This window comes from Bradyrhizobium sacchari (assembly GCF_002068095.1).
Taxonomy (GTDB): Bacteria; Pseudomonadota; Alphaproteobacteria; order Rhizobiales; family Xanthobacteraceae; genus Bradyrhizobium; species Bradyrhizobium sacchari.
Genome location: NZ_LWIG01000007.1, coordinates 345,360 through 358,926, shown reverse-complemented (window position 1 = coordinate 358,926; position 13,567 = coordinate 345,360). Strand labels below are relative to the sequence as shown.

The 13,567-nt window shown below is 58.0% G+C and carries 16 protein-coding genes and 2 pseudogenes; 8 read left to right on the top strand and 10 right to left on the bottom strand.

What is annotated here, in order from left to right:
* Positions 1-56 precede the first annotated feature (56 nt).
* A complete protein-coding gene (locus A5906_RS42490; protein ID WP_161495377.1) occupies positions 57-422 on the top strand; it encodes a MazG nucleotide pyrophosphohydrolase domain-containing protein in 366 nt (121 codons plus the stop codon).
* Here the strand turns inward: A5906_RS42490 and A5906_RS08120 are convergent.
* Together A5906_RS08120 and A5906_RS08115 are read right to left on the bottom strand one after the other, a co-directional pair.
* Positions 385-2,496 (bottom strand): DEAD/DEAH box helicase, encoded by a 2,112-nt coding sequence (locus A5906_RS08120; protein WP_080134702.1) that lies wholly within the window; start codon positions 2,494-2,496, stop codon positions 385-387. The two genes, A5906_RS42490 and A5906_RS08120, sit on opposite strands and share 38 nt — an antisense overlap.
* A complete protein-coding gene (locus A5906_RS08115) occupies positions 2,496-3,419 on the bottom strand; it encodes a HamA C-terminal domain-containing protein (protein WP_080134701.1) in 924 nt (307 codons plus the stop codon). Before A5906_RS08115 ends, A5906_RS08120 begins: the two co-directional genes overlap by 1 nt.
* 372 nt (positions 3,420-3,791) lie before the next feature.
* Between A5906_RS08115 and A5906_RS08110 the strand changes: the two genes are divergently transcribed.
* A complete protein-coding gene (locus tag A5906_RS08110; RefSeq protein ID WP_136615052.1) occupies positions 3,792-4,124 on the top strand; it encodes a hypothetical protein in 333 nt (110 codons plus the stop codon).
* Between the two features lie 2 nt (positions 4,125-4,126).
* Here the strand turns inward: A5906_RS08110 and A5906_RS42905 are convergent, their stop codons facing one another.
* From A5906_RS42905 to A5906_RS08080, 5 genes are all read right to left on the bottom strand, one after another.
* A complete protein-coding gene (locus tag A5906_RS42905; RefSeq protein WP_167523514.1) occupies positions 4,127-4,945 on the bottom strand; it encodes a HEAT repeat domain-containing protein in 819 nt (272 codons plus the stop codon).
* Positions 4,869-5,159, bottom strand: coding sequence for an AAA family ATPase (locus A5906_RS08100; RefSeq protein ID WP_245326638.1), 291 nt, complete (start codon positions 5,157-5,159; stop codon positions 4,869-4,871). Before A5906_RS08100 ends, A5906_RS42905 begins: the two co-directional genes overlap by 77 nt.
* A 714-nt stretch (positions 5,160-5,873) precedes the next feature.
* Complete coding sequence (locus A5906_RS08090) at positions 5,874-6,200, bottom strand: hypothetical protein (protein WP_080134697.1); 327 nt, start codon at positions 6,198-6,200, stop codon at positions 5,874-5,876.
* Positions 6,201-6,277: 77 nt separating this feature from the next.
* On the bottom strand, positions 6,278-6,769 hold the full coding sequence (locus A5906_RS08085; protein WP_080134696.1) for an Hsp20/alpha crystallin family protein: 492 nt from the start codon (positions 6,767-6,769) through the stop codon (positions 6,278-6,280).
* Between the two features lie 83 nt (positions 6,770-6,852).
* Positions 6,853-7,314 carry an Hsp20 family protein gene (locus A5906_RS08080; protein WP_080134695.1) on the bottom strand — a complete coding sequence of 154 codons (462 nt, stop codon included), beginning with the start codon at positions 7,312-7,314 and terminating at the stop codon, positions 6,853-6,855.
* 333 nt (positions 7,315-7,647) lie between these two features.
* On the opposite strand from A5906_RS08080, the gene A5906_RS08075 reads away from it, so the two are divergent.
* From A5906_RS08075 to A5906_RS44095, 3 genes are all read left to right on the top strand, one after another.
* The gene (locus A5906_RS08075) at positions 7,648-7,872 is read left to right on the top strand and encodes a hypothetical protein (protein WP_430642361.1); all 225 of its coding nucleotides are present in this window, start codon (positions 7,648-7,650) and stop codon (positions 7,870-7,872) included.
* A complete protein-coding gene (locus tag A5906_RS08070; RefSeq protein ID WP_080134694.1) occupies positions 7,869-8,048 on the top strand; it encodes a hypothetical protein in 180 nt (59 codons plus the stop codon). The genes A5906_RS08075 and A5906_RS08070 overlap by 4 nt, the downstream gene beginning before the upstream one ends.
* Before the next feature lie 387 nt (positions 8,049-8,435).
* On the top strand, positions 8,436-8,609 hold the full coding sequence (locus A5906_RS44095) for a hypothetical protein (protein WP_245326637.1): 174 nt from the start codon (positions 8,436-8,438) through the stop codon (positions 8,607-8,609).
* Positions 8,610-8,761: 152 nt separating this feature from the next.
* Here the strand turns inward: A5906_RS44095 and A5906_RS08060 are convergent, their stop codons facing one another.
* On the bottom strand, positions 8,762-8,998 hold the full coding sequence (locus A5906_RS08060) for a hypothetical protein (protein ID WP_136615051.1): 237 nt from the start codon (positions 8,996-8,998) through the stop codon (positions 8,762-8,764).
* A gap of 410 nt (positions 8,999-9,408) precedes the next feature.
* On the opposite strand from A5906_RS08060, the gene A5906_RS08055 reads away from it, so the two are divergent.
* A complete protein-coding gene (locus A5906_RS08055; protein WP_080134692.1) occupies positions 9,409-9,651 on the top strand; it encodes a hypothetical protein in 243 nt (80 codons plus the stop codon).
* Positions 9,652-9,795: 144 nt separating this feature from the next.
* On the opposite strand, the gene A5906_RS46340 is transcribed toward A5906_RS08055, so the two are convergent.
* On the bottom strand, positions 9,796-10,047 hold the full coding sequence (locus A5906_RS46340; RefSeq protein ID WP_080134691.1) for a DUF6894 family protein: 252 nt from the start codon (positions 10,045-10,047) through the stop codon (positions 9,796-9,798).
* A gap of 1,142 nt (positions 10,048-11,189) precedes the next feature.
* Between A5906_RS46340 and A5906_RS08045 the strand changes: the two genes are divergently transcribed.
* Both A5906_RS08045 and A5906_RS08040 read left to right on the top strand, forming a co-directional pair.
* On the top strand, positions 11,190-11,606 hold the full coding sequence (locus A5906_RS08045) for a YybH family protein (RefSeq protein WP_080134690.1): 417 nt from the start codon (positions 11,190-11,192) through the stop codon (positions 11,604-11,606).
* Between the two features lie 96 nt (positions 11,607-11,702).
* Positions 11,703-12,995, top strand: a pseudogene (locus tag A5906_RS08040) (transposase).
* Positions 12,996-13,181: 186 nt separating this feature from the next.
* On the opposite strand, the pseudogene A5906_RS08035 reads toward A5906_RS08040, so the two are convergent.
* Positions 13,182-13,445, bottom strand: a pseudogene (locus A5906_RS08035) (DUF1330 domain-containing protein).
* Positions 13,446-13,567: the final 122 nt, after the last annotated feature.

The window sequence follows — 13,567 nt, the reverse complement described above, 5'->3', positions numbered from 1 at the left end:
CGCTGACTAAGAGCCTCCAGTCGGCACAGCAAAGAGCCATTCGTTACGGAGCGGAAATGAACATTGAGAACTATGACCATTTTGTTCGCACAACAACCCAGTTCGCTCGCAAGCCTAGAGAGGAGATGCGCTCGATCGCATTGTACGGCCTAGTCGGCGAAATTGGCTCAGTCGTCGCGGCAATAAAGAAGAAGATCCTTGCCGAAGGAGGCGAGGAGGCGCGCTGGGACCAGCCGAATGACGAAATCAAAGAGGAGCTCGGAGATTCCCTGTGGTATTGCTACTCGATCTCTCAATCCAGCAGCGTTACGAGCCGAGATCGGCAGCGTACGAGACCACGCGACTGCGCCCGCTGCATCGCCTTCCCTTTCGCGCAACTTCGCATCAAGCGTCTTCCACCATCTGGGGCCCATCAGGGGTGATGCCATCGAAGAAGAAACGCACTACGTATCGATCAAAAGGTCCCAGAGATTTGATCCCCAGCACAGCGTTAGTCCCTAAAGACTTGAATCGTTCAAGTGTTCTTATGAGATCCATCTCAGGGTCTTCAAAATCAATGAGGCCCGCCGCATGGACCTTCTTCGATATCATGCGCGGCAGGCCATATTCTTCCAGATGATAGACTGCACTGGGGAGGAACGCGCGACTCATCCTGCCTACGAACCCTGAGATGTCGACAGATGGGTTCAAAATGATCTTATGAAGTTCATTGGCATCTCCGAGGAGGGCAGACAATTTGAAGGTAACGGTTCGCTCCAGTTTGAAGAAGTCTTCGATGCTTATCCCGCTCTGTCTCAGTGACGAGATAATCTGGGACAAGTCATCACGCCAATTGTACGCGATCGCCTTGGTGACGTTCACCACATTCGTCCACGGAGTATCCCAACCACTCGGCTTAAGTTTCAGGATTTTGTACAACATAGTTTCCCATTGGGTAGGATTTGACGAGTTGAGGTAGCCGAAGCCCTTCCACTCATTAGGGGCGTCCTTCATATCTTTGGCCAAACTCAGCAGAAAATCTGCGTCGCTGTCCTGCAGAACATTTTCCCTCTTCAGGCGCGCAAAGTGTTCCTCGCCAATGATGTCGGACATCTGAGTCTTGTATGCGACGATTCGCTCAATCTGGGCGTCTGTCAGCTGGTCCGCATCGCCGTCTTCATCGAGAGTCCCGAGCATCTTATCTGGAAACGAGATCTCGAGCTGGGCATCTTCGGATTTTGGAGGTGCATCCAACAGGAAGATATTGCCTACGAAGTACTTGAACATGCGACCACCACGGCCGATGATATTCTTGTATGTAAAATCCTTGAGGTTAGTGCTGCCCACCTTGCTGCGCCATACGATGACGTTCTGAGCGGAAGTGTTGACCCCCTCGATGATCGAGGACGTGGAAACAATGCTGTCAAATCCGTCCTCATATTCGAAAAGCTTGATCTGCAGCTGACTGAGGCATCTGTGCATGCTGCCATTGTGCACCCCGACGGCGCGCTCAACCAGATCGGCCAGGAGCCAGTCGTTTTGGTAGTTGTCCCTCAGCCACTTAGCAAACGCAGTGGTATATATCCGATCTACGCGCGGGAGATTCTCGATTACAAGGTCTGCAATTTTTCGAATTTCAGAGTAAGTGCCAGCATAGACGAGCGTCTTTTGATCGCCCGGCGAAATCAGCTCGATTAGCTTCGCGCCCTTCTTGACGGCGTCTCTACCAAATTCTTTGTAAGGTTCTTGGATGTTCAAATACACCGTATTGAAATCGAGGAGTTCAACAAACTCCATGTCGCGCGTGAACGCATTGTCGTTAAGCTTCTTGATGTTTGGCGCAAGGTAGTACCGCTGGCTCGCCTTCTTCGAAAGCTTTACAATAGCCTTTATGAGAGTGGAGGCCCGTTCGGGATCGTGCTCTTGGCTCGCCTTGTAGAACTCATCTACGACGAGAAGGTCGATCGTCTGTAGGGATGCGAGGTATCCGAAGGCGCGCTCCTGCGGAAAGATGAATATGTTCTTGGGGCCGAGCCGCGTGTCTGGAGCGGTTATAATCGTGTAGTGTTCAGAGAACTTCTTGAATAGCCGCTTTCGTGTTTCGTCCATCAGGGCGATTGTTGGAACGATGATCACAACCGTGTCGGGGTGCTTCGCGGCGACGAACGCGTCAATGATAAAGCTTTTCCCGAAACTTGTTGGGGCACTTACCGCGATGCTCTTCCCGTTGAGAAGCCTCGCAAGGACAGAGGATTGCTCTCGGTGCAGCGTTGCTAACCGGCGGCCGACGTCGACCTCGAACGCGCGATGCACGTATTTCTGATCCCACGATGCGCTCTCAAGTTGCAGATAGGGAAACAGGCCGGTGGCCCGGATCATATGATTTACCAACTGCGGGTAGGGCGTTTTCGCCCGATCTAAGTCTGCTAGCAGCTGTATCAGTAGATTTCTGGCAGCCAATTCATTCCGGGCGGATAGCAACCCATTAATCTCCTGACAGGTCTCAAAAACTTCCATCACTTCTGTCCTTTGTAGAACGCCACGGTCTGGACAAACGCATCAACGATTTTTTGCTTGCTTGGGACCGGAAAGAGGATGATGTGGAAATTGAGGTCATTGTATTTGTGGACTGAGCCGGATTTTGCGAGCTGTTTCAAAAAATATGACTCCGCCCTTTCCGTATGAAAGGTGGTCAACTCCACCTTGTACGCCTCCGACAGTTCGCTGGCCGCCGCGGTCGTGGCGCATTCGTGCAGCAAAAGGATCGGTATGTGAATTTTCGGCTTGAGATTGTCGATCGATTCGCGATTGCTTAGGGCAGACTTGATCTTCTCCCGGATGCCGGCGGCGATCGGCAGCCCATCAAGGTCTGAGACGCTAGTGATGATCGCATTTTCCTTCTTCAACTTGTCGGTCGATAGCGAGTTCAAGACCGAAGTGACGATAACATCGAGCCGGGCGTCAGCGATGGAATTATAGAATTTTGCTTCGCCAAACCAGAGTGTGAAGTCGTCGTCCTTCACCACGATGTGTACGCTGTCTGCCCCTTTTGCATTGTCCTGAACATTCTGCTTGTAAAATATCTTTGGAACGACAGGCAGTGCGCCAAAGCGATGGCGCATCAATCCATACAAAAACACTTCCGCTATTTCGCTGCCTTGGCCTAGTTCATCCTTGTCGGTCAATCTGAGGTTCTGAGCGGCGGCTATCAGACTGCTGTAACTCTGGTCCACAAGCGCGGATCGCTCTCTTTCCGACAGAGCGGTTTGAGCTATGTTGTCCCAGAGGTAGCTTTGGAATTTGAGATAGCGCCACTTGGCGTCCTCGAAGTCGTTGATGAGGCTGAGAACCCGCTTGTTGAGCAAAGTGGTGAGCTGAGAGACGGAAGTGATTTCGGCGAGAGCATCATCAATAAGCATTTCAAATGACAGGCCAGTCATTGTTATAATTGTCTCCGAAAGCCAATACACATAGTCCGGATCTTTATGGATTCCTACTGCACATTCGTAGGTAGCGGGACGAGCAGTATACCTTTACCCGGTTTTCTATCGGGGGAACCTCCATGCCAAGGCGATTCAGCGGCTGTTCAAGGTGGGGCCCGTCACGGCGCGACCCACAAGGGCTCATCCCGCTGAAGGAGCCCGCTGCACGCGCGACTGCGATCAGAACGTCGGCGACGATCGCCGAGACGCTGCAACGAAGCGCGATGTGCCATTTTCGATCGGCAATGCGCCATGCGATGTTGCGTATCCGTCCATGTCCGGGCCGCCGCCGGCGACGAAATTGAACCGTACGCCCCTTACGACCGACTGATGAAGTCGACCGATCCGCGTCGAAGCCTTATCGGACGAGAACCTATCGCCCTGATCTTATCCTCACCTGATGAATCTGGGTTTCCCATGCGATGCTTGGACGCCTATCGGCCATTTGCCGCGGCGCGCTGGTGCGCCCGAGTCCGCCAATTATTTCTTCGCAATACGGTCATTCAGCCACTGACCAACATATCGTCGGATCCGGACGTCACCGAGATCGTCGAGAACGGTCAGCGGCAAAAGCTCCTCAGTTGCGAGCAGTCTGCGTGCTGGGTGGCCCGCGTCGAGCAATTCGAGGAGGCCAAGCGCGGCCGCACGGTCTCGGCTCTCTAACGCTATGACCCCGAGCAGCAACAATGCTCTGTGCGGTTGGGAATGTCCGACCCGCTCAAATATCTGGACGGATCGGCGACTGGAAGATGCGCTCCCACCAGAATCGTGGCAGAGGCCGCCAGCGGCGCCGGCAATTTCATTAAGCGCTCTGCGGTGATCTTCCCGACGATTTCGAGTTCCACTTCGCTGGCGGCGCTCAATGCGTCGGTGGCATCGACGCGCAGCCAACCAAGCGCCTTGTCAGCAAAGAGCGACCAGATCTGGCGTCGAATGGCCGGCCCGCAAAGTCGGGCCGCGGCGCTCAGTGAATCCCGTCGTAACTGCCGGTCGGAGGTCGCCCTGGCCAACGCGATCAGCTTGGTCCCGGTTTCATCACCAAGCGATGCGTAGGTCTCTAGCGCGGCCACAGCTTCGCGCGGGACCGGATAGGAGTCCGGCTCCTGATAGTGCGGCTCGGCATCGGACCAACGGTCCAGAGTCAGTTGCATGAGTACCGGAAAATACTCCGGGTGCGGTCGGCTGCCGAGGATAGCCGCCAAACTGCGCCGGACGCAGCTGCCCTTATCATTCGCAAGAGCAAGGAGCTCGGCGGGTAGTGGATCTGGCAGTCTTGACGCCAGATATTCAAGGGCCCTTTGACGAGCGTCGGCGCGATCATGGTGCAGGGCCAGCCAGACTAGAGATTCCTCGCCAATCGTGATCGCAGCCTGAGTTGCGGCAGCTGCGTTGGCGCCGTCCGTCGCTTCAGCAAGCCACCTCCGGACAACGCGGGCGGGCTTTGATCCACTTGCGATCATCACTGGCACGATGACACCGAGCACGGTCGAAATCCTCGACATCCATTCGAGGGTAGTCGGTTGTGACGTCGAAGTTTCCATCAGCAGGAACTACGGGATTTAGCTTATAGAGCGCCTTCAGCAGCGAGCTCTTGCCGGCTTCGTTCTTGCCGACCAAGGTAGTGATCTCAGAGACGGTAACGCGGCCTGAATTGCGAACGCTTTGAAAATCCCGAACATGAAACCACTTAAGTTGCATGGCCCCCAGCCCCCCCCAAAAAACTCCTTACTAAAACGCGAGCCTCTGAGGGGTGTCAATTAATGCGGGCAGGCCGCTGTTGCATACCCACAGAGAATCCTTCAGGTTCAAACATCTGTGCGGGGGCGGCCCGGTGCCGTCGTTGCTCCAACCGGGTGGAATGGCAATCCCCCATGGGCCGAAAATAAACTTATGTTCCTGCGACTGTCTGCACGCTGACGCTCAATAAATTCTTCAGCAGAAGGAACATGCGATGGGATTGAAGCGCAGGCGATTTAAGCAGACAGATTCTCTCGAGACGCGACTTGAGCAATTTGCCCAGGATATGCGTGAGCGCGCAGACGGAAAGCCTCCAGGAGACGAACGTAACGCCTTGCTCAAGCGAGCACGTAATGCCGATCAAGCAATCGACATTGAGCGGCAACTTCAGGGGCACCGGAAGAAAGCCATTTGTCTGTCGAATGCGCGGGAGCGGCCGTCGACGTCTCGATCATTGCCTAAGCTACTGCAGTTTAGATCAGCTCGCCGCTCATGGATCTGGAATCCGCCAGTTTGGGAGCGCGCCACCTTGAGGGTTGTCAGGAAAACGGTCGGGCTCAGGAAAATGCGGAGCCTATCGGTCCCAAGCCCCTGCCCATACTGCGACGAATGGAACGGCCCATATCGCCGAAGCGTGTCCGATCAGAACCATCGTCATGACGGCCTGCGTGAATATCATGCCGACCTCCGTAGCGCGGCGGCCCAAGGCCGCCGTAGCCGCATCGGCACCCCGCCAGGCGGCGGGTTGTCGTCTTCGCCGTCGACCCGCCGCAGCGCGGCAAGGATGTCGGCGAGCCGGATGGCGTGGCTCATGCCAGGTACCTTGCGCAAGGCGGGAAAGGACTCGACTGCGAACATATCGGACGCCCAGGACGATAGGATGATCCGCTTCTCCGGCGCGGCGAGCCCCGGATCGTTCAGGACATCTTCCGGAGACGCATAGTGCGCCGCCGGATGGAAGACGGAATTGAGATTGCCGGCGTTCGTGCCAGCTTTGGTCATCGATGCCTCCCTTTACGCTCCTTCCTCGGAGGAGGGGCGTCGGTGAGTTCGGGCGGCGTCGACCGCCGCCCGGGTCTTTACTGCGACTTGATCGCGATGCGCTTGACGCCCGCGCGCGGATTCTCAGACTTCGGTATCGAGATCGTCAGGACCCCGTCCTTAAACGAGGCCTCGGCCTTGTCCTCCTCGACGTCCTCGAGGGCTATCTGCCGCTGGAAGGAGCCGTAGTAACGATCTGTGAAGTATCTGCCTTCCTCCTTGCGCTCGCTCTTTTTCTCGCCGCGGATGGTCAGCATCCCGTTTGCGATTTCGATCTGAACATCCTTCTCCGTCATACCCGGGAGCTCGGCCGAGATCGTCAGCCCCTTGTCGGTCTCGCCGAGCTCGATCTTGGGCCAACTGAATTGCCCCTCCATGAGCGGCGAGAGGCTTTCGCCCCCGAAGCCGCGGAAGACGTCGTCGAAGAGCCGGTTCATTTCGCGGTGAAGCGTCATGAACGGATCGCGGGTGCCGCGCGGCGGCGCGACCTCCTGGTTTCTGGACCAGGGAATGAGATCACGAACTGCCATGGTTTTTCTCCTTCGTTGCATGAGCCAGGGAGCGCGGCCGGGGCTTGCGCGCGCCGCGCTCCGCCGTCGAACCTTGGCCGGCGTCAGGCCGCCTTCTTCTGTTCGATCTGCGAGACGGCAGAGGCCCCGCTTCCGATCTGGATCCGCCGTGGCTTCATGGCTTCCGGTACCTCGCGGACCAGATCGATGATCAGTAGTCCGTCGCGGAAGCAGGCATCCTTCACCTGGACGTAGTCGGCCAGGTTGAACACGCGCCGGAACGGTAGCGCGGCGATGCCCTGGTACAGGTACTCGCCGGCTGCCTTCTCGGGCTTCCTGCCCTCGATGGTCAGCGCGTTCTGCTCGGCGGTCACGGCGATGTCGTCGGCACCAAACCCGGCGACGGCGAGCGAGAGCCGGTAGTGGTCCTCACTGGTGCGCTCGATGTTGTACGGGGGATAGTGGTCTTCGCTCGGGCGGCGCAGCGTGCTGTCGACGAGGTCGGCCAAGTGGTCGAAGCCGATGGTGGAGCGCCACAGGGGCGCGAAGTCGAAGGTGGTCCTCATGTCCAAGTCCTCCAAAGAGCAAGCTGGATACAAGGAGCGCCAGGCAGGGTCAGAGCGGATCTGGTACCCGGCCGGCGCCCGCGCCGGACCCATAAAGGCGCCCGGCACACCGCTCTCGCGACGAAAAACGACTTAGAAAAACGCAAGGGCGATTCAAGGGGGCCGCCGAATTTTTTTTGAGCTCGCGGATTGGTTAACACGCCACGGCTCAAGTGTGGCGCACTGCACCACTACAATCTTGACAGGGTTTTCGCGCCGAATATTTTTTCGCCGGGAATTCGCTTTCCCATTTCTCGAACCGCAAAAGGGCTTGGAAGACCGTCAGGAGTGGCGATGATGATCGACGAAGATATTGCCCGCTTTCGTGCGCACCGCAACAACATCCACCGCTATCGGAGACTTCTGAAGACACGGCTCTCCGACCTCGAGCGCCAGTTCATCGAACGGCGTCTCTCCGAAGAGAGCTCGGCGCTGGAGGCGTTGACGTCCGAAACCTTCCCTATCGCGCTCACCATGCCTAGCCCGGACTTCCCTGCGAACGCGGGGGCGGCGTCATGACCGACGTCAAGGACCTGCTGATCCGCGGCAGCGAGAAGGTCATCGCCCACTATCGGCTGCTGCTTGCCAGCGCGAAAACCGAGAAGGAGCGCGAACTCTACCTGAGCCGAATCGAGCGCGAGCAGCGGCTCTTGGACCAGCTCCAAGGCAGCTTACCGGGACGGATCGCGGCATGAACACTCGAACCGGCGAAGAGAACTATGCGGGATTCGATTTCGTATTGAAGCGGCGCGGACGCGGTAGAAGGAAGTGGGCCGTCTGCACAGCTGGAGGCGACGTCGTGATGTCCGGCTCGGAGTGCAGCCGCGCTGCCGCGAGGTACCAGGCGGAGCGCGCGCTGTTTCTCCTGCTCGGCGCGAGCGCGTCGCGGGTGCTGTCCGTAGGAGAGGCGCGGACCACAGACTTTGCCGCGGCGCTCGTGCTAGGAACCTTCAACGTCGCCGGCCGGTTGTCCGCCTCTCGACCCTTGCCGCGGAGGCTATCTTGGAAAGCACGATTATCGGAGATTTTGCGACCCGCCGTGAAGCCGAACTAGCCGTGGAGCATGTCTTCAGGAATGCGGTGTGGCGCGCGGCGACGTCTTCATTCAGCCAGCGGGCGGCGCGAACTCGGCCGGAGCACGCGCGGCGGGTGCGGACGCCAAGGTCGCCCCAGAACAGGATGGAAGACAGAAGCTGGAGGGCGTGATTGAGGTGTCGGTTGGTTTTTCATGGCGACGATCCGCAGAAAATGGCTGATGCGCTGACAGGAGCCGGAGCCAACACAGTGCGCACCAAGTAGGGCGATACGGCTGCGCCCGTGAAGCTGCATAGCCGCGGGGTCGTTGCCCTACAGCTAACGACCGTAGTGGCGCGAACACCAGGATGGGAGAGGGCGTCAGCGCCTTGCCTCAACTGAACAAAGCATGAGCAAGAATGGCGAAGTAGGCGACGATCAGGAAAAAAGCCATCGTCTGGAGCTCTTTTGCGCGCAGCTCGGCGGCTTGATAACTCAATGGCTTTTGCCGACGCTCAGCAGATACAGTCCGCGACAGGCGTAAGGGCCACACCAGATGCTTATCTCCTTTGCGCACCACCGAGCTCGCCGGAAATCCCTGTCGCGTCATCCTTCCAAGCCAGTCGGCCACGGTTTGAGCACTCGTACACAGAGACCCGGCGACCATCGCGAGAGTCGTGGATAACGGATCTAAGGGCCGTGACGATGTGGCAATCTTCGCAATTGGGAGGCCGATCAAAAAACGTCGCCTCAAAGGTTGCTTGTTGCTCGCGCATGTGATTCGTCTCCGTCCCAGATGGGATCAGATCGCGAGTCCGCTATCAACATCATGGATTATGCCGAGACGGTCGGGTAGCATCTGGTTCGTCAAGATCCCCACTTCAATTTGCGCCGAATCACACCGCAACAGAAGCTGTGGCGCAACGGCAGCGCGCCGGCATATGTTGGGGATGGCTTCTGTCGGCCTCTTTGCGGTCGCGAGCCAGGCGTGCACCGTCAATCGCGTGTCCAACGTTCATAGATGGCGGTAGGGAAGAGGCCATGCCCCGGAGCACCAACCGTAACCTGCCGAAGTCCGCGGACCTATTGGTCATTAAAGAAGAGCTGATGAGTGGTCGCAGGATCGTTGTTGCTGCTTCGGCCGGGCCGCGCCTGAGTGGTCGGATCGGTATCGTTGTTGGCCAAGGGGCGACCGCGACTCAGGTCAAGGTGCTCCTCGACGGAACCAAGCGCTTCGTGACATTGCACGCGCGCTACGTTGACTTACTCAAAACGCGTTCTTAGTCAGAGCTGCTAAGCTCCGGGCGGGCCGCAATCACTGGGGTGGTGCTCTAGCAGGTGCGAGCCCATGATGAAACAGACGGCAAGGAAAGCGCCGCCGGCCCGATTGCGGTCGCACCGCTGGTGCCAGTGGGCGGTCCAAGCGCATCATTGCAACGTGGTTCTATTAGCCGCGAAGAGCAACGCAGCCTGAAAGACCGGTCCTGACGCTGTTCTGACCTCGATGGCAACATCTGGCCGGAGCGCTTGTCCTGGAGCTTTGTCCGCAAAATCGCGCGCCAATTTCGCCAGGGTGTCTAGAGCCTCTGCCTCAGCATCTGCTTGCGAAGGCAATTCCACGCCTTGCTCATCGGGGTAGAAGTCCCACCCGTTCCTGACGTCGAAGAAATATCGCGCCACCGTAGCACTCCAAAAGAGTGAGCGCCGAGAGCCGTCTTCCAGGGCTTGAAGGTATTAACCCCGCAATCTGCCAAGGTAGCGGCGATGACCGCGTCCTGTAAGCGCCTCAAAAGAGGTAGAACTGGAATCGATGACGGCCCCGTGTGTGTGTCAGAACTTGGCTAGCGGTGTTGCAATGCCACGGGCAAAGCTCGATTGATTGAAACCAAGCGCGATGAAAGCGGCGTCGAGCTGCTCCCCCTATGCTGCAGCGCTGCGGCAGCACATCCTCGAACCCCGTCAACTCGGAGGCGGGACTGTCGTGACGCCAGTATGCATCGGAAAGCGGACAACGGCCCCGGCCAGGCAGGGACATGCTGCTGAAGGACAGTAGGCCGGGGCCGCGACTGGAGGTGCTTGGTCGGTTGCACCAAGCGGAGGTGAGGCTACTATCGGACCGACGGGTGCTCTGTCCGCTTTCGCACTGTTCCCGCCAGGAATATCTGTTTGGCGCTCGAATGTTGTGGCGATTCACATAGGCAAATGCGGGGAATAGTCGACGACGGCGTATTTGGCAGACGCAGGAAGTGATGGGGGCTGTTGTATGGCAAGTGCGATGAGTCCGGCGTCGGGCAGATTTGTCGTGCGGATGGGCCGCGTTGGTTGGATGGTTTACGACCGAGAGCGGAAAGGCCCAGCGCTCCTGGGCACCGACTGGATAGCCAATTTGACACGGGAGCAGGCAGAGCGAGCATACGAAATCCTGGTTGGCTCAGATGGACCCGAACGCGGTTCGCAAGAGTTCAATCTAGAACGTTGAGCAGAAAGTACTCGCGCCTTCAGCATCTCCAGAGAGTGTTCGATTGCTGCGATAGCATCGGCTCCCTCGGCGCGGCAAATGTCTAGGTTCGAGGCTATTACCAGTTTGCCGGTGCACACTGGACTTTTAGACACAGGGTCTAAGAACCGAGCCTTATTCGAATCCGGGACCGCCCATGCGGGTTTCCGAATGGGCCAGCATCACGGGCCAGCGGATAAGTATCCGCCCTATGGCACTCGGCATATTGGTTTAGGCGAGCGAGCGTCAAAAAATTCCGGATCGATTGGCGAAGACACAGCCGGGCCCCCGGCCAAATCTCTGCTTCTGGAATGAAGGTGCTTGTATGGCTTTTGACCCGCTGGCCGCTGCCGTCGACTGGCTTGATGCTTACCGTGCAGGCGATGTCGAAGCGATACTCGAAATGTACGCCGAAGATGCCGTGGTCTACTGCGATTGTGACCAATTGGCGATCTCCGGCAGAGAAAACCTGCGAGATTACTGGGCTATCCATCTGCAGAGACACCCAGCTGCGGAGCTGGACAATCTTCAGCCCTCGCACGGTGGCGCAATAATCTCGTTCATCAGCGGGGAAAACGTAGTGCAGGCAGTCTTAGCCTTTAATGATGACGGGAAAATCACGACACTGAGTTGCCGTCCGACACAGCAGGGCCCGTCCAGTTCCTGCCGGGGCGGAGCCTTCATAAACCCAGCGCCAGTCTGTTCCACCCCTGAAAGCAGACATCACGGCGTTGAAGACTGAGGACCGCTAAGGGCCGATTTTGTTGCAAAAGTCAGTTGAGACGAGCCGGCAGGCGTGATTCCGTTGTGTTGACGCGAATCGCGACGAGGTCGATCCATGATGGGCCGTCTGAAGAGTGACCAAGGTCAACTGTTCTAAGAGTTTCATCTCAGCCACGCGGTTCCCGAAGATCATCTGGTGCGGAAGATCGACACTGCTCTCGATCTGTCTTGGCTTCGCAGCGAACTAGCTCCTCATTATTCGTCCATTGGTCGCCCGTCGATCGATCCGGAGCTGATGATCCGGATGCTGATCGTGGGGTATGTCTTCGCGATCCGCTCGGAGCGGCTGCTCTGCCGTGAAGTGCAGGTGAACCTCGCCTATCGGTGGTTCTGCAAGCTCGGTATCGAGGATGCCATCCCGGATCATTCGACTTTCTCGCGGGCCCGCAATGAGCGCTTCCGCGAGGGAGATGTCGTTCGTCGCGTATTCGAACATATCGTCGAGGCGTGCATTGTGGCCGGTCTGGTTGGTGGCGAAGGTTTGCGATCCGGCGACGTCAAGCCGCGCGGTGAAGGAGTATCTGGCAACCCTCGACGATACGGCATGGGGCGCGGCCAGCGACGTTGTCCCGAAGTTCATCTCGCTGTCCGATTCCGCGGCCCAGTGGACCGGAGCTCACAAGGGACCAGCATTCTTCGCATACTCCGACAATTATCACGACGTGAAGTTCGGCGCCATCGTTGATGTTGAGGCGCCCCGCTCCATTCGCCAGGCCGAGGTCGGAGCGGCGAGCACAATGATCGAACGAACAGAGGAGCGCTTTGGTCTCCAGCCGGAGCGGCTTGCCGGGAATACCGCTTACGGGGCTGCTCCGATGCTGAACTGGCTAGTCGAGGAGAAGGGCATCGCGCCACATATCCCCGTGTTCGACAAGTCGAAGCGAGATGACGGCACCTTCTCACGCAGTGACTTTCGATATGATCCGACCAGCGACGTCTACCACTGCCCGGGCGGAAAGCGGCTCGGGACGAGCGGAGCACCGTGCACGAGGGCAAAACGCTTCTGTATCGTGCGAGCAAGCGCGACTGCGACGCATGCCCGCTTAAACCGCAGTGCTGTCCAAAAGAACCATCGCGCAAGATCCCGCGCGACATACATGAGCACGCCCGGGACGTCGCCCGGTCGTTCGCTGGCACCGAGGGCTTCGAGACGTCGCGACGTCAGCGCAAGAAGATCGAGATGCAGTTTGCACACTTGAAGCGCATCCTGAGGCTTGGTCGGCTTCGGCTTCGTGGCCCACGAGGCGCCCAGGACGAGTTTGTTCTGGCTGCCATCGCTCAAAATCTAAGGCGCCTCGCGTCGTTCGTTGCGCGACCACCACCCGCTCATGCTTTCTGCATTGCGTAGCGTAGGAGTTGCGTCGAGAGCGTTAGGTCGGCGGATCAAAGCCGGTCGGCCTTACCGAATGGCCGACAGGCATCCGTCGGCTACAGCCGACTTTTGCAACAAAATCGGCCAGAAGGAGACATTCGGCGGTGCGAACGACCAACGAGGCAAAACTCAGCTGCGTGGTGCGCGCCGCCAAAGCGGGGCTCAATCCGTGGGCTGCGGGCCGTCGTAGCCTTCGATCACAATAATATCGATGTCCACGGCGCCCGCGCGCAGCGCCCTCGCCTTGGTGTATTAGCAGGCGAGCGCGGTTTCGTAGTCCTTGAATTCGATCACGATGTTGCGGTCGCGCGCCTTGCCCTCCACCGCCTCGAAGGTGCCGCCGCGCACCAGGATTTTGCGTCGTATTTGCGGAGCACCGCCGCGAGGGCGATACTCGATACCGGTTTCTGACGACCGCCTCTCCATCCATCCGTTGCGAATGAGGGTGAGCTTTGTTTTGGGTCTGTCTTCCAACTTGGAGTTCGCCACCCACTCAAGGTCACGTAGTCGATCGAGAAACTGTCGGTGGTGTTGATTGAAAATCGAAT

Excerpts from the sequence above, each read along its gene's own strand:
- A5906_RS42490 (WP_161495377.1), top strand. The coding sequence starts at position 57 with ATGAACATTGAGAACTATGACCATTTTGTTCGCACAACAACCCAGTTC.
- A5906_RS08120 (WP_080134702.1), bottom strand. The coding sequence starts at position 2,496 with ATGGAAGTTTTTGAGACCTGTCAGGAGATTAATGGGTTGCTATCCGCC.
- A5906_RS08115 (WP_080134701.1), bottom strand. The coding sequence starts at position 3,419 with ATGACTGGCCTGTCATTTGAAATGCTTATTGATGATGCTCTCGCCGAA.
- A5906_RS08110 (WP_136615052.1), top strand. The coding sequence starts at position 3,792 with ATGAAGTCGACCGATCCGCGTCGAAGCCTTATCGGACGAGAACCTATC.
- A5906_RS08100 (WP_245326638.1), bottom strand. The coding sequence starts at position 5,159 with ATGCAACTTAAGTGGTTTCATGTTCGGGATTTTCAAAGCGTTCGCAAT.
- A5906_RS08090 (WP_080134697.1), bottom strand. The coding sequence starts at position 6,200 with ATGACCAAAGCTGGCACGAACGCCGGCAATCTCAATTCCGTCTTCCAT.
- A5906_RS08085 (WP_080134696.1), bottom strand. The coding sequence starts at position 6,769 with ATGGCAGTTCGTGATCTCATTCCCTGGTCCAGAAACCAGGAGGTCGCG.
- A5906_RS08080 (WP_080134695.1), bottom strand. The coding sequence starts at position 7,314 with ATGAGGACCACCTTCGACTTCGCGCCCCTGTGGCGCTCCACCATCGGC.
- A5906_RS08075 (WP_430642361.1), top strand. The coding sequence starts at position 7,648 with ATGATGATCGACGAAGATATTGCCCGCTTTCGTGCGCACCGCAACAAC.
- A5906_RS08070 (WP_080134694.1), top strand. The coding sequence starts at position 7,869 with ATGACCGACGTCAAGGACCTGCTGATCCGCGGCAGCGAGAAGGTCATC.
- A5906_RS08055 (WP_080134692.1), top strand. The coding sequence starts at position 9,409 with ATGCCCCGGAGCACCAACCGTAACCTGCCGAAGTCCGCGGACCTATTG.
- A5906_RS08045 (WP_080134690.1), top strand. The coding sequence starts at position 11,190 with ATGGCTTTTGACCCGCTGGCCGCTGCCGTCGACTGGCTTGATGCTTAC.